Raw genomic sequence first — 13313 nt, 5'->3', positions numbered from 1 at the left:
TCAGCCTACGAGTCTCGTGGGCTCGGTGTTGTGTGTTCGTAGCGCGGCCGTAGCCCCCGGCTCCCCCGCGCCCCGGTCCCGTACCAGCCCGAGCCACGGCAGCACCGCCACCGCCGCCGGTATCGCCCAGAGCGCGAGCCCCAGCCGCCAACTGCCGCCCAGCGCCTCGGTCATGGGCACGGTCGCCGCGGCGGCGAAGGCGGTGCCGAGCGCCAGGGCCATCGAGTACAGCCCGGTCATCGTGCCGACCCGGTCCGGGAAGTACCGCTTGACGATCACCGGCATCAGCACATTGCTGACCGCGATCCCCATCAGCGCGAGCGCGCTGGCCGCGAGGAAGGCGGCGGTACCGCCCGCGAACGGCCGGATCAGCAGCCCCGCCGTGATGGCGACCATGCCGGCGCCGACGATGGCGCCAGGACCGTACCGCCGGGCCAGTCGCGGCGCGGTGAAGCCGAAGACCGCGAAGCAGAAAGGCGGCACGGAGGTGAGGACACCGGCGACGCTGCCGCTCATGCCCAGCCCGTCCCGTACCTCTTCGAGCAGCGCGCCGAGGCTGGTGATGGCGGGGCGGAGATTGATCGCGGCCAGGACGACCCCGAGGACAAGGAGCCGGGTGAGCCAGACCGCCGCGGACGGTGCGGGAGAATTGCCGTATGAAGGCGCTGACACGGATGTGGACCCGGATACGGACGCGGGCGCTGATGCGCCGGACTGCTTCAGGGCCTTCGCATGCGCCTGTGTCTGCGTATCCGTCCATGTCTGTGACTGTGTGGTCTGCGTACGCGTCGGTATCTGCGGGTGCGGCTCATCAGGCATGGCGCCATCATAGAATCATAGGATGATTGATCGTCCAGTCGCCCCATCCGTCCCTTCACGGCCCGCACTCCTCCTTTCCGCCCCCTCCATACGATTGGCAGCACCATGGCGCTCACCTCTCCCCGGCGTTCCGCGCTCTCCGACCAGGTGATCACCGAGCTGCGAAGCCAGATCACCTCGGGCGAATGGCCGGTGGGTTCCCGTATCCCGACCGAGCCCGAGCTGGTGGAACAGTTGGGCGTGGCCCGTAACACCGTCCGCGAGGCGGTCCGCGCGCTCGCCCACAACGGGCTGCTGGACATCCGGCAGGGCTCGGGAACATATGTCATCGCGACCAGCGAACTGGCCGGGGTCATGCACCGCCGCTTCGCCGGAGCCGACCGGCGTGACATGGCCGAGGTGCGCTCCACCCTGGAGTCCTCGGCCGCCAGAATGGCCGCGGAGCGCCGTACGGAACGGGATCTGCGGCAACTGGAGACCCTGCTCGCCCGGCGCGAGGAGGCCTGGGCCGCCGGCGACCTGGAACGCTTCGTCGCGGCCGACTCGACCCTGCACATGGCGGTCGTCTCGGCCTCGCACAATGACGTACTGACCGCCCTGTACGCGGACCTCAACCATCTTCTGCGCGACTGGCTCCGCGACGACATGGGCCAGGAGCTGCGCCCGGAGAACCATATGGACCACGCGCGTCTGGTGGCCGCGATCCGGGCGGGCGACGCGGAGACGGCGGGCACCGAGGCGGCCAGCTACACCCTCCACTGCCTGGGAGAACGGGTCTGAGCGCAGGCGCCCGCACAGCGGCGGATTCACTCACACAGCAGCCGCAGCGGGTTCGCTCGGTCAGCGGCGGATTCACTCGCACGGCAGCGGGTTCGCTGGCTCAGCGGTGGGTTCGCTCGCTCAGTGGTGGGACGCCTCAGGACGCCAGGCGCTCATGGGTGATCCACACCTCGCGGATCTCCTTCCAGCACCATTCGACGAATTCCGTGTACCCGGCCGGGGCGATCTCCACCGGGGCGCTGTCCGTGTCGATGTCCCACCAGCGCTCGCACTCGACATGCAGCCTGACCCGGTCGGTCTCGGGATACGGGTTGTGGCAGGAGGCGGTGGCGCGGGAGCCCTTGGTGTTCGTACGGCAGGTGGCACCGAACCGGCTGGTACGGCCGTGCTCGGCACCCCGGTTCTCCACGCCCGTGTGCTTCTTGTGCGCCCAGTGCTTCTCGTACTCCGGCCCTTCGCGCTCCGCGCCCCCGCCCGGTTGCGCGTACACCTCGGCCTCGTCGGGCACATGGCCGCTCCGTGTCTCGGCGCAGACGACCAGCCCGGCCGCGATCAGAAGGGCCACGGCGGGCGGGACCGTACGACGGGCAGCGCGACGGGCAATACGACGGGCGATATGGCGGTGCGGCGGCCAACGCATCGCACACACCTCCTCGCCGGACCGGAATGCCCCGGTCTGTGTGCTCAGTGTGCGGCCGGTCGCCTCTCTTCTCGAATCGAACGGACACGGTCCGTCACGCACGGAAGCCGCGCGCCCGTCGCGGTGACGGTCACGCGGCTTCCGATACGTACGGCTTCCGGATGCGTACGGGCCGGTCAGGCGCCCATCATGTGCACGCCGCCGTCGACATGCACGATCTCGCCGGTCGTCTTCGGGAAGAAGTCCGAGAGCAGTCCGACGATGCCGCGGCCCGTCGGTTCCGGGTCGGACAGGTCCCAGCCGATCGGCGCGCGGTGGTTCCACACATCCGCCAGCTCCTCGAAGCCGGGGATCGACTTGGCCGCCATGGACTTGAGCGGACCGGCCGAGACCAGGTTGCAGCGGATGTTCCGCGCGCCCAGGTCACGGGCGAGATAGCGGTTGGTGGACTCCAGCGCCGCCTTGGCGACGCCCATCCAGTCGTACTTGGGCCAGGCGACCTGCGCGTCGAAGGTGAGGCCGACAACCGAGCCGCCGCGCTCCATCAGCGGCAGACAGGCCATGGTGAGCGACTTCAGGGAGTACGCCGAGACATGCACCGCGGTCGAGACGTCCTCCCAGCTTCCCTCCAGGAAGTTGAAGACGCTCTGCGGTCCGAAGGCGATCGAGTGCACGACGCCGTCGAGTCCGGCACCGGCCTCGCCCTGGAGCTCCCGGACCCGGTCGGCGAGCCCGTCCAGGTGTTCCTGCTGGGTGACATCCAGCTCGATGACCGGGGCGGGCTTGGGCAGCCGCTTGGCGATGCGCTCGACAAGGGTGAGCCGGCCGAAGCCGGTGAGAATGACCTCGGCGCCCTCCTCCTGCGCCACCCTGGCGGCGTGGAAGGCGATGGAGCCCTCGGTGAGGACACCCGTGACAAGAATGCGCTTGCCGGCGAGGATTCCGCTCATGTGATCAGTGACCCATGCCCAATCCGCCGTCAACGGGAATGACGGCTCCAGTGATGTACGAGGCGTCGTCGGAGGCGAGGAACCGCACGGTCGCGGCGATCTCCTCCGGCTGCGCGTACCGGCCGAGCGGCACCTGCGCCACGATGCCCGCGCGCTGCTCGTCGGTGAGGACCTTGGTCATGTCGGTGTCGACGAAGCCGGGCGCCACGACATTGAAGGTGATGTTCCGGGAGCCCAACTCGCGGGCGAGGGAGCGGGCGAAGCCGACCAGACCGGCCTTGGACGCGGCGTAGTTCGCCTGTCCCGCCGAGCCGAGCAGCCCGACCACCGAGGAGATCAGCACGACCCGGCCCTTCTTGGCGCGGAGCATGGCGCGGTTGGCGCGCTTGACGACCCTGAAGGTGCCGGTGAGGTTGGTCTCGAGGACGGAGGTGAAGTCCTCCTCGGACATCCGCATCAGCAACTGGTCCTTGGTGACACCGGCGTTGGCCACCAGCACCTCCACGGGACCGTGCTTCTCCTCGATCTCCTTGTAGGCCTGCTCCACCTGCTCGGCATCGGTGATGTCGCAGCGGACCGCCAGGCAGCCCAGCTCCATCAGGGCCTCCGGCGGCTCGCCTGAGCGGTGGGTGATGGCTACCTTGTCGCCGTTTTCGGCGAAGGCGCGGGCGATGGCGAGGCCGATGCCCCGGTTTCCTCCGGTGACGAGAACCGAGCGGCTCAACGGATCAGCCTTTCCTTGGCGGTCTGGTACATCGAAAACCTATCGGTCCCGCCCCGCCCCCGCAGAATCGAGCCCCGACAGCACGCCACGACGCTCCCTGTCGGATCCCTACAGAAAATCCGCCATCCCAGCGACCCCCGCCCTCACACCAGCGCGAGCGGCGCGGCCACAGAACGGTGTGACAGTTCCAGCAGCAGATCGCCCACGGTGGCATCACTCCCCAGTCCGAGGTCCGAGACCGGAACGGTCCCGGGAAGCGCCCGGGACGCGATGCCCAGCAGTTCCATCTGTTTGTCGCCGCGCACGGCGAGGAGGGCCGACGCGTCGTCCGGCGCGATCTGTTCCAGTACGGCACTGAGCCGGTCCTGCACCACCGCGCACACGACGGTCAGCCTGTCGGGCTCGCTGCGGGGCAGTGTGGCGATTGTCTGCAGCACTTGAGGGTGATGCAGAGCATCTTGGAGGGCACGCATCACCTCCGCGCGCTCCACCTGCCATTCGTCCTGGGCGCACAGCAGCTTGACCATCGGGATGCCCTCGTCGAGAGCGTGCTGCCATTGGGGCAGCATGAGATCGATCAGAAGGGCTTCCTCACGAAGCGGAGCGGCCGTGCCGTCTCCCGCACCGATCAGCTCCAGCCAGGCGTTCACCTCAGCCCAGCGCCAGACGAGTGACCGGCCGACGGCTCCTTCGGGCTCCGGGAACGGGCTGTCCGCCCTACGCTCGCCGGTCACCCATTGGAGTACGTTCTGCCGACTGCGGCCGGTCCGCTCGGCGATGTCCGGGACTCCGACCAGCTCAGGGTCCAGCCGCAGCACCCGAAGCTCGGGGAGCACCCGGCGAAGGCGGGCGATCAGGCGGTGCGCGGCTTCGACTACGTTGTCACCGACACCTGCGACATCCAGAAGATGCCGGTCACGATGGCGGGTCAGCAGGCCGTCGAACTCGTCGAAGATCACACCGACCGCAATCTCGTCATCGACGCTGATCCCGTCCACGAGGAAGAGAAACTCGTACTCCATGTGTCTCACTCCCCCTTAGAGCGTGAACCTACGGACCCATGCGCCAGGGTTCCCCGCCCCTCAGAGGCAGAGTTACCCAGCGCCGGTACGTTGTCAAACGACAACAACGCCGCCGAAGGCACGGCGCGGGTCCCCGTCCGGCAAGGGACAGAGAGCGGCCCGTGCGGCGATTCGCCGAGCTGCGCGCCCGGCGTTCTGAGGCGTGCCGGGCAGTACCGCCGGGGTGTGACAATCGGCGAAACCGCACGTCGCCAAGGCAAACCGGGCGAGGAGGCAGGAGACGGGCCGCATGGTTGGGCGCGGGCCGGGTGGGTCAGGGGCGGAGGGTTTGTTCGATGGTGTCGGTGACCACTGCGGCCTGCACGTCGCGGCCCACGCGGTTCGGGTGGACGAACCAGGGGAGCTTCGAGCCCGGTACGAGGCCGATCTCCGAGGTCTCCAGCATGGCGCCGATGCCGCGGTCCTCGCCGTCACAGGCGGTGTTGCCGCCCGTGTGCCGGTAGAGGCCGGCGAAGTGCGCGTTGTTGGCCTCGGCCGATTCCCTCATGAGGTTGTCGAGGGGCTCCTGGATCTGCTTGTCCAGGAAGCGCAGCGCTTCCTGGCCGATGTCGGCGAGCGGTGTGTCGTCACCGCCCGGGATGTTCTCCAGGCACTTGGCGGTGTCCTCGGGCACGATCCTCGGATACCCGACAAGGACGGTCTCGGAGAGGGGTGCCCGGGTCCGGATCTCGTCGAACATCCGGTCGAGGTCGGCCCGTACCGTATCGAAACGCTCCTTCAGCCAGTTCGCCCCCTCGCCGTTTTCGAAGAAGTCCTGGCACTCGGCGGCCGGCCACTCCGCGTTCACCGGCTCCGCGGGAAGGAGGTTCCCCTCAGGTCCGCGCAGCCGCTCGGAGCACTGCTTCATGATTTCGGCGAACCCGGCCGTGTTGCCGCCCATGCTGCCCACGACCAGTTCGGTGTCCTCCTTGAGCGCGTCCCGCTGCGGCTTGGCCTGGCCGATCAGCAGGGGCTGGGGCTCCCACACATGGTGAATCACCGCACCCCCACAGGACACATCCGCCTGGACCTGGAGCGGGATGCCCCGCTCGGCCAGCCGTTCCGTCGCGACGGCCGGATAGCTCTGCTGCGACTGGAAGCAGAACAGCCGCGCCCGATTCAGCGGCGCGACACCGAAGTTGGCGGTATACGAGTCGCCGATGAAGACGGTCGGCACCGGCTGCGCCTGCCGCGTCACAGCGATTCCGGCGGGTGCCGAGGCGATACCGCAGGCCCCCAGGACCAGCAGGGCGGCGACAAGGCGGGGCACACGCAGGGACTTTCGCACAGAGATCCTCTTTCAGGACGCCCGATCGGGCCAAGAACACTGACGCAAAGTATTCAAGCCCACACCCAGCGTAATCACTGCTGGTCGCCGCCTTATCACCCGCACGAGCGAACGCCGCGTTTTAATCATCCGGCGACGCGGCGTACGACCCGTAGGAGGTACTCCTTCCGGTTGAGGGGGTCGTGGTCCGTGCGCGGGCGGGACGGGAGCGGCCCTGTGACCTGCTGGTAGTGGTCGAAGGCCGATTCCAGGACGCCCTCACCACGTGTCAGTGTCGGCAGCCGTTGCTCCAGTTCATGCACCTGCGCCGCCGGGATCTCGCCCTCCAGGAGGTACGAGGAACCGTGTGTCGACGGTGTCCGCGGTACGGCGCGCAACCGCGCCAGGACAGGCAGGGCCGAGCCGTACACATCCGCCGGCAGCTCCAGCCGGAAGCGGTGCATCGGCTCGTACACCATGGTGCCGGCCTGTTTGAGCGCGGCCATCAGGACCAGGGGCGTCAGACTGCGGAAGTCCCCGCCGGTGCTCGACATGCTCTTGTCGAAGACGGCATGGGCATGGCTCTGCCGCGGCGCGTAGCCGGACCGCGTCAGGGTGACCGCGCAGTCGATGACCTGCCATCCGTGGATGCCCTGAAGCAGTGTCTGCTTGACGGTCTCCTCGATGGCTTTGAGGAACGCGAGGGGCAGCGAACCGAGTTCGATCTCCCGCCGGAATTCCACACCGCTGCCGTGGGGCGCGGGCTCGACACGCAGCCCGATGGTCGCGAGAAACGGATTGGGGTCCTTGCCCATGATTTCAAGGGCCTCGCCCGAACCGGCCGGCCGCTCCACACAGATGGTCGTGGTCTCGCGGAAGGTGACGTGTACGCCGAAATCGTTCGCCAGGGTCGCCTGGATGACCTCTTTCTGCACTTCTCCGTAAAGAGATACGGAGATTTCCTGGCGGATCGCATCCTGACGGAGATTGATCAGCGGGTCCTGTTCGACGAGTTGGGCGAGCGCCTCATGCAACGCGCCCTTGTCGGCGGGGCTGCGGGGGACGACCACCGTCTCCAGGGTGGGCGGGGCGAAGTGCCTTTGCCCGGAGGGGTCCTGGGCCGTTGAAGAGCCGGGCGGGTCCGCCGCGTCGACGGCGGCCATGGCGTCACCGATCGTGTCGCCGATCCGGATGTCGCCGAGGCCGCGCAGCAGACCGATCCGCCCCGCCTCGACCGAGCTGCGAGAGACCGCCGCGCCCTGATCGAAGACGCTGATCGCGGTGACCTTCCCCTCGGCTGCCGCGCCGCCCGCGCCGTGCCTGCCGAAGAGCAGCTTGTCGCGGGTCCGTACCGTCCCCGAGACCATACGGACGTACGCGATCTTCTCGCCCGCCGTACCGCGCTCGATCTTGAAGACCGTGCCGGAGACGGCGCCTTCCGTATCGCGTTCGCTCGCGGGCAGCAGCTCGGTGATACCGGTGATCAGCGCGTCCACGCCCGCGCCGGTGATGGCCGAGCCGAAGTACACCGGATGCACCAGCGCCCGCCCGGTCTGCGCGGCGAGTCCGTCCCGGAGCCGGCGGTACGGAAGCGGGGTCCCGTCGTCCAGATACGCGGCCATCAGGGCGTCGTCATGGTCCGCGAGCACCTCGGCGAGTCCGGCGGTGAAGGTGTCGTCGGCCTCGCCGAACGGGGTGAACCCCGCGCCGCGCGCGCCGAGACCGTACGCCGCCCCCATCGGGACGATCGCCGGGCTCAGCCGCTCGGACACCGCACGCAGCACACGTTCGTCGTGCGCGCCCCTGCGGTCGATCTTGTTCACGAAAATGAGGGTGGGAATGCGCAGCCGTCGCAGCGTCCGCATCAGGACGCGGGTCTGCGCCTGCACACCCTCCACGGCGGAGATCACCAGCACCGCCCCGTCGAGCACGTTCAGGACGCGCTCCACCTCGGCGATGAAATCCGGGTGTCCGGGCGTATCGATCAGATTGACCGTGACACCGTCCACCACGAACGACACGACGGCCGATTTGATCGTGATGCCGCGCTGGCGTTCCAGCGTCAGGGAATCGGTCTGGGTACTGCCGTCATCGACGCTGCCGATCTCGTCGATGACACCGGCGGCGTGCAGGAGCCGCTCGGTCAGGCTGGTCTTACCGGCGTCGACATGCGCCAGGATTCCAAGGTTCAGTGTCCGCACGAAGCGTCAGGTCCTCTGCGTAGGTGGCGTTTTCCCGCTGAGTGGACACAGACGTTCCGCGCATGACGATCTCCTTGATCCATCCGGTTACTGCCCGGGAGTACAACAGACGGTGGCACCGGGTGCAACCGGTTTGTCCACAGGCACGGCGGGGCCTTGCGCCCGCATGATTCACTGCGGACACATGACCCACAGGTGCATGACCCACAGATGTGAGAAGGGGAGGCCGACGTGCCCCATGAGGTAGATCAGTCATTCCTGGCACTGCCGCTGCGGGCGCTCGCCGATGCCGCGCTCGCGCGGGCGCGGGCGCTCGGCGCCGAGCACGCGGACTTCCGGTTCGAGCGCGTGCGCGGCGCGTCCTGGCGGCTGCGGGACGGGAAGCCCGCCGGGTCGTCGGACACCACGGATCTGGGGTACGCGGTCCGGGTGGTGCACGGCGGCGCCTGGGGCTTCGCCTCCGGGGTCGATCTGTCGATGGACGCGGCGGCGCGGGTCGCGGGGCAGGCCGTGGCGATGGCGAAGCTCTCCGCGAAGGTGATCTCGGCCGCCGGTTCCGACGAGCGTGTCGAGCTGGCGGAGGAGCCGGTGCACGCGGAGAAGACCTGGGTGTCGGCGTACGAGATCGATCCGTTCGAGGTGCCCGACGAGGAGAAGAGCGGGCTGCTCGCCGACTGGAGCGGGCGGCTGCTGCGCGCGGAGGGCGTCGCGCATGTGGACGCGTCGCTGCTGACCGTCCATGAGAACAAGTTCTATGCGGACACGGCCGGTACGGTCACCACGCAGCAGCGGGTGAGGCTGCATCCGCAGCTCACGGCCGTCGCGGTGGACGGCGAGAGCGGCGAGTTCGACTCGATGCGTACGATCGCGCCGCCGGTCGGCCGGGGCTGGGAGTATCTGACCGGCACGGGCTGGGACTGGGACGCCGAGCTGGAGCGGATCCCCGGGCTGCTCGCCGAGAAGATGCGGGCGCCGAGCGTCGAGGCGGGGACGTACGACCTGGTGGTCGATCCGTCCAACCTCTGGCTGACCATCCATGAGTCGATCGGCCACGCCACCGAGCTGGACCGGGCGTTGGGGTACGAGGCGGCGTACGCGGGGACGTCGTTCGCGACGTTCGACCAGCTCGGGAAGCTGGCGTACGGCTCCGCGGTGATGAATGTGACGGGCGACAGGACCGCGGAGCACGGCCTGGCCACGATCGGGTACGACGACGAGGGCGTCCAGGCGCAGTCGTGGGACCTGGTGAAGGACGGCACGCTCGTCGGTTATCAGCTCGACCGGCGGATCGCGAAGCTGACCGGGCTCGGCCGCTCCAACGGCTGCGCGTACGCGGACTCGCCGGGTCATGTGCCTGTGCAGCGCATGGCGAACGTGTCGCTGCAACCGGATCCCGGCGGGCTGAGCACGGAGGATCTGATCGGCGGGGTGGAGCGCGGGATCTATGTGGTCGGCGACCGGTCGTGGTCGATCGACATGCAGCGCTACAACTTCCAGTTCACCGGGCAGCGGTTCTTCCGTATCGAGAACGGACGGCTCGCGGGCCAGCTCCGCGATGTCGCGTACCAGGCGACGACGACGGACTTCTGGGGCTCGATGGAGGCGGTCGGCGGTCCGCAGACCTATGTCCTGGGCGGCGCCTTCAACTGCGGCAAGGCCCAGCCGGGCCAGGTGGCGGCGGTCTCCCACGGCTGCCCGTCCGCCCTGTTCCGCGGCGTCAACATCCTCAACACCACGCAGGAGGCGGGACGATGAGCACCAGCCGTATCAGCAAGCCGTACGAGATCGTCGAGCGCGCTCTTGAACTGTCCACCGCGGACGGCTGCGTGGTCATCGCCGACGAGCGGTCGTCCGCCAATCTGCGCTGGGCGGGCAACGCTCTCACCACCAACGGGGTCACCCGGGGCAGGACCCTGACCGTCGTCGCGACCGTCGACGGCGCGCAGGGCACCGCGTCCGGTGTGGTGTCGCGCGCCGCCGTCACGGCCGACGATCTGGAGCCGCTGGTCCGGGCCGCCGAGGCGGCCGCGCGCGGGGCGGGGCCCGCCGAGGACGCCCAGCCGCTGGTCGGCACGGACCAGGCAGGACCGGCGTCGGGCGACTTCACGGACGCGCCCGCCGAGACGACCTCCGCCGTCTTCGCGGATTTCGCCCCGGCACTCGGCGAGTCCTTCGCCCGTGCCCGGGCCGGCGGCCGTGAGCTGTACGGCTTCGCCAACCACGAGCTGACCTCGACCTATCTCGGTACGTCCACCGGGGTACGGCTGCGCCACGACCAGCCCAACGGCACGCTGGAGCTGAACGCCAAGTCGCCCGACCGCACCCGCTCCGCCTGGGCGGGCCGCGCGACCCGTGATTTCAAGGATGTGGACCCGGCGGTCATGGACGTCGAGCTGGCGCAGCGGCTGGCCTGGGCCGAGCGGAAGATCGATCTGCCCGCGGGTCGGTACGAGACGCTGCTGCCGTCGACCGCCGTCGCCGATCTGCTGATCTACCAGCTCTGGTCCTCCACCGCCCGGGACGCGGCCGAGGGCCGTACGGTCTTCTCCCGCCCCGGCGGCGGCACCCGTCTCGGCGAGAAGCTGTCCGAGCTGCCGCTCACGCTCCGCAGCGATCCGAACGAGCCGGGTCTGGAGTCCGCGCCCTTCGTGATCGCGCACGCCTCCGGCGACGACGCCTCCGTCTTCGACAACGGTCTGCCGCTGGCTGCGACGGACTGGGTACGGGACGGCGAGCTGGCGCATCTGATCACCACCCGGCACACCGCCGCCCTGACCGGTCTCCCGGTCGCGCCGGGCACCGGCAATCTGATGCTGGAGGCCGGCGGCCACCGGTCGCTGGAGGAGATGGTCGGGGCGACCGCGCGCGGGCTGCTGCTGACCTGTCTCTGGTACATCCGCGAGGTCGATCCGGCGACACTGCTGCTCACGGGGCTGACCAGGGACGGTGTCTATCTCGTGGAGAACGGCGAGGTCGTGGGCGAGGTGAACAACTTCCGGTTCAACGAGTCGCCGGTCGATCTGCTGTCGCGGGCCGCCGAGGCCGGACGTACGGAGAAGACGCTGCCGCGCGAGTGGGGCGACTGGTTCACCCGGGCCGCGATGCCCCCGCTGCGCATTCCCGATTTCAATATGAGCTCGGTCAGCCGGGGCGTATGACATCGGGGCCCGATGGAGTATGACGGCTGGGCCCCATAACGCCTGGACGGCGCCCATAGACTGGTGGTCAGCCATATGGCCGCCCAGGACCGTATGACCACCGAGAATCATCCGAGGAGAGACACGACCGTGACGGACATCGTCGACGAGCTGAAGTGGCGCGGGCTGTTCGCCCAGTCCACTGACGAGGACGCTTTGCGCAAGGCGCTCGCGGACGGTCCCGTCACGTTCTATTGCGGCTTCGATCCCACCGCGCCCAGTCTGCATGTGGGGCATCTCGTGCAGGTGCTGACCGTACGCAGGCTCCAGCAGGCCGGGCACCGGCCGCTGGCGCTGGTGGGCGGGGCCACCGGCCAGATCGGCGACCCCCGGCCCACCGCCGAGCGGACGTTGAACGACCCGGAGACGGTCGCGGGCTGGGTGCGGCGGCTGCGGGCCCAGATCGAGCCGTACCTCTCCTTCGAGGGCCCGAACGCCGCGACCATGGTCAACAACCTGGACTGGACCGCGGGCATGTCCGCGATCGAGTTCCTCCGGGACATCGGCAAGCACTTCCGGGTGAACAAGATGCTGACCAAGGACTCCATCGCCCGCAGGCTGGAGTCGGACGAGGGCATCAGCTACACCGAGTTCAGCTACCAGCTCCTCCAGAGCATGGACTTCCTGGAGCTGTACCGCCGGTACGGCTGTGTCCTCCAGCAGGGCGGCAGCGACCAGTGGGGCAATCTCACCGCCGGTCTCGACCTGATCCACCGCCTGGAGCCGGGGGCCACCGTGCATGCGCTGGCCACGCCGCTGATGACCAAGGCGGACGGCACCAAGTTCGGCAAGACGGAGGGCGGGGCGGTCTGGCTGGACCCGGAGATGACCACGCCGTACGCGTTCTACCAGTTCTGGCTGAATGTGGACGACCGTGACATCTCCTCGTACAGCCGCATCCTCAGCTTCAAGAGCCGTTCGGAGCTGGAGGAGCTGGAGCAGACCACCGCGGAGCGTCCGCAGGCCCGCGCGGCCCAGCGGGCGCTGGCGGAGGAGCTGACGACGCTCGTCCACGGCGCGGACCAGTGCGCGGCGGTCGTCGCGGCGTCCCGGGCGCTGTTCGGCCAGGGGGAGCTGGCGGAGCTGGACGAGGCGACGCTGAGCGCGGCGCTCTCCGAGGTGCCGCGTGCGAAGGTCGCGGAGCTGGGACCGGTGGCGGACCTGTTCGCCGAGGCCGGTCTCGTACCGAGCAAGTCGGCGGCCCGCCGTACGGTCAAGGAGGGCGGGGCGTACGTGAACAACGCGAAGGTCGCCGACGCGGACTCCGTACCGGACCGGTCGGAGCTGCTGCACGGCCGCTGGCTGGTGCTGCGGCGGGGCAAGAAGAACCTGGCCGCGATCGAGGTCGCGGCCGGCTGACGTACTGCTCGACTGACATACCGGCCGGCTGACGTACGGGCGGGCTGACCGTACCCGCGGCTGCCCCCGGACCGGCAGTCGGCCGGGCCCAGGACCGGCGGCCGGGCACACGCCAGGTGAGACAGCGTGTGCCCGGCCGCGGCCGTTCCTCCGTCCGGTCTCCCCCGGCCCGGCCTCCCCTGGCCCCGGCCCCGGTCGCCTCCGGCCCCGGCTTCACATGCGCTGTCGGGAGCCGCTGGCCCGTCTGCCCCGGAGCGTGTTCCAGAGCCGCTCGACCACCAGGACCACGAGGATCGCGCCGACGAGCTGGAGGAC

The 13313-nt window shown here is 69.3% G+C and carries 10 protein-coding genes and 1 pseudogene; 4 read left to right on the top strand and 7 right to left on the bottom strand.

The window, feature by feature from the left end:
- Window positions 1-33: 33 nt before the first annotated feature.
- Window positions 34-819, bottom strand: a pseudogene (locus tag WH07_RS24290) (MFS transporter); the annotation flags it as partial.
- Between the two features lie 105 nt (window positions 820-924).
- Here WH07_RS24290 and WH07_RS24285 point away from each other — a divergent pair.
- On the top strand, window positions 925-1599 hold the full coding sequence (locus tag WH07_RS24285; protein ID WP_046503956.1) for a FadR/GntR family transcriptional regulator: 675 nt from the start codon (window positions 925-927) through the stop codon (window positions 1597-1599).
- A gap of 136 nt (window positions 1600-1735) precedes the next feature.
- On the opposite strand, the gene WH07_RS24280 is transcribed toward WH07_RS24285, so the two are convergent.
- From WH07_RS24280 to WH07_RS24255, 6 genes are all read right to left on the bottom strand, one after another.
- Window positions 1736-2164 (bottom strand): hypothetical protein, encoded by a 429-nt coding sequence (locus WH07_RS24280; protein ID WP_052744541.1) that lies wholly within the window; start codon window positions 2162-2164, stop codon window positions 1736-1738.
- Between the two features lie 251 nt (window positions 2165-2415).
- Window positions 2416-3189, bottom strand: coding sequence for an enoyl-ACP reductase FabI (gene fabI / locus WH07_RS24275; RefSeq protein WP_046503954.1), 774 nt, complete (start codon window positions 3187-3189; stop codon window positions 2416-2418).
- A 4-nt stretch (window positions 3190-3193) separates the two neighbouring features.
- A complete protein-coding gene (gene fabG / locus WH07_RS24270; protein WP_046503952.1) occupies window positions 3194-3913 on the bottom strand; it encodes a 3-oxoacyl-[acyl-carrier-protein] reductase in 720 nt (239 codons plus the stop codon).
- 143 nt (window positions 3914-4056) lie between these two features.
- A complete protein-coding gene (locus WH07_RS24265; protein WP_046503949.1) occupies window positions 4057-4935 on the bottom strand; it encodes a helix-turn-helix transcriptional regulator in 879 nt (292 codons plus the stop codon).
- A gap of 313 nt (window positions 4936-5248) precedes the next feature.
- Complete coding sequence (locus WH07_RS24260) at window positions 5249-6262, bottom strand: SGNH/GDSL hydrolase family protein (RefSeq protein WP_232789039.1); 1014 nt, start codon at window positions 6260-6262, stop codon at window positions 5249-5251.
- Between the two features lie 125 nt (window positions 6263-6387).
- Window positions 6388-8442 carry an elongation factor G gene (locus tag WH07_RS24255; protein ID WP_046503944.1) on the bottom strand — a complete coding sequence of 685 codons (2055 nt, stop codon included), beginning with the start codon at window positions 8440-8442 and terminating at the stop codon, window positions 6388-6390.
- A 231-nt stretch (window positions 8443-8673) separates the two neighbouring features.
- Here WH07_RS24255 and WH07_RS24250 point away from each other — a divergent pair, with 231 nt between their 5' ends.
- From WH07_RS24250 to tyrS, 3 genes are all read left to right on the top strand, one after another.
- Window positions 8674-10197, top strand: coding sequence for a TldD/PmbA family protein (locus tag WH07_RS24250; protein WP_046503942.1), 1524 nt, complete (start codon window positions 8674-8676; stop codon window positions 10195-10197).
- Window positions 10194-11600: a metallopeptidase TldD-related protein gene (locus WH07_RS24245; RefSeq protein WP_046503939.1), complete on the top strand. Its 1407-nt coding sequence runs from the start codon at window positions 10194-10196 to the stop codon at window positions 11598-11600. Before WH07_RS24250 ends, WH07_RS24245 begins: the two co-directional genes overlap by 4 nt.
- Before the next feature lie 129 nt (window positions 11601-11729).
- Window positions 11730-12998: a tyrosine--tRNA ligase gene (gene tyrS / locus WH07_RS24240; RefSeq protein WP_046503959.1), complete on the top strand. Its 1269-nt coding sequence runs from the start codon at window positions 11730-11732 to the stop codon at window positions 12996-12998.
- The last annotated feature ends 315 nt before the right edge of the window (window positions 12999-13313 follow it).

This window comes from Streptomyces odonnellii, assembly GCF_000981895.1.
Classification (GTDB): domain Bacteria; phylum Actinomycetota; class Actinomycetes; order Streptomycetales; family Streptomycetaceae; genus Streptomyces; species Streptomyces odonnellii.
This window is presented reverse-complemented; position numbering and strand designations above follow the sequence as displayed.

What these genes read in the sequence shown, in the direction of transcription:
- WH07_RS24285 (WP_046503956.1), top strand. Translation starts at nt 925, where the DNA reads ATGGCGCTCACCTCTCCCCGGCGTTCCGCGCTCTCCGACCAGGTGATC.
- fabI (WP_046503954.1), bottom strand. Translation starts at nt 3,189, where the DNA reads ATGAGCGGAATCCTCGCCGGCAAGCGCATTCTTGTCACGGGTGTCCTC.
- WH07_RS24265 (WP_046503949.1), bottom strand. Translation starts at nt 4,935, where the DNA reads ATGGAGTACGAGTTTCTCTTCCTCGTGGACGGGATCAGCGTCGATGAC.
- WH07_RS24245 (WP_046503939.1), top strand. Translation starts at nt 10,194, where the DNA reads ATGAGCACCAGCCGTATCAGCAAGCCGTACGAGATCGTCGAGCGCGCT.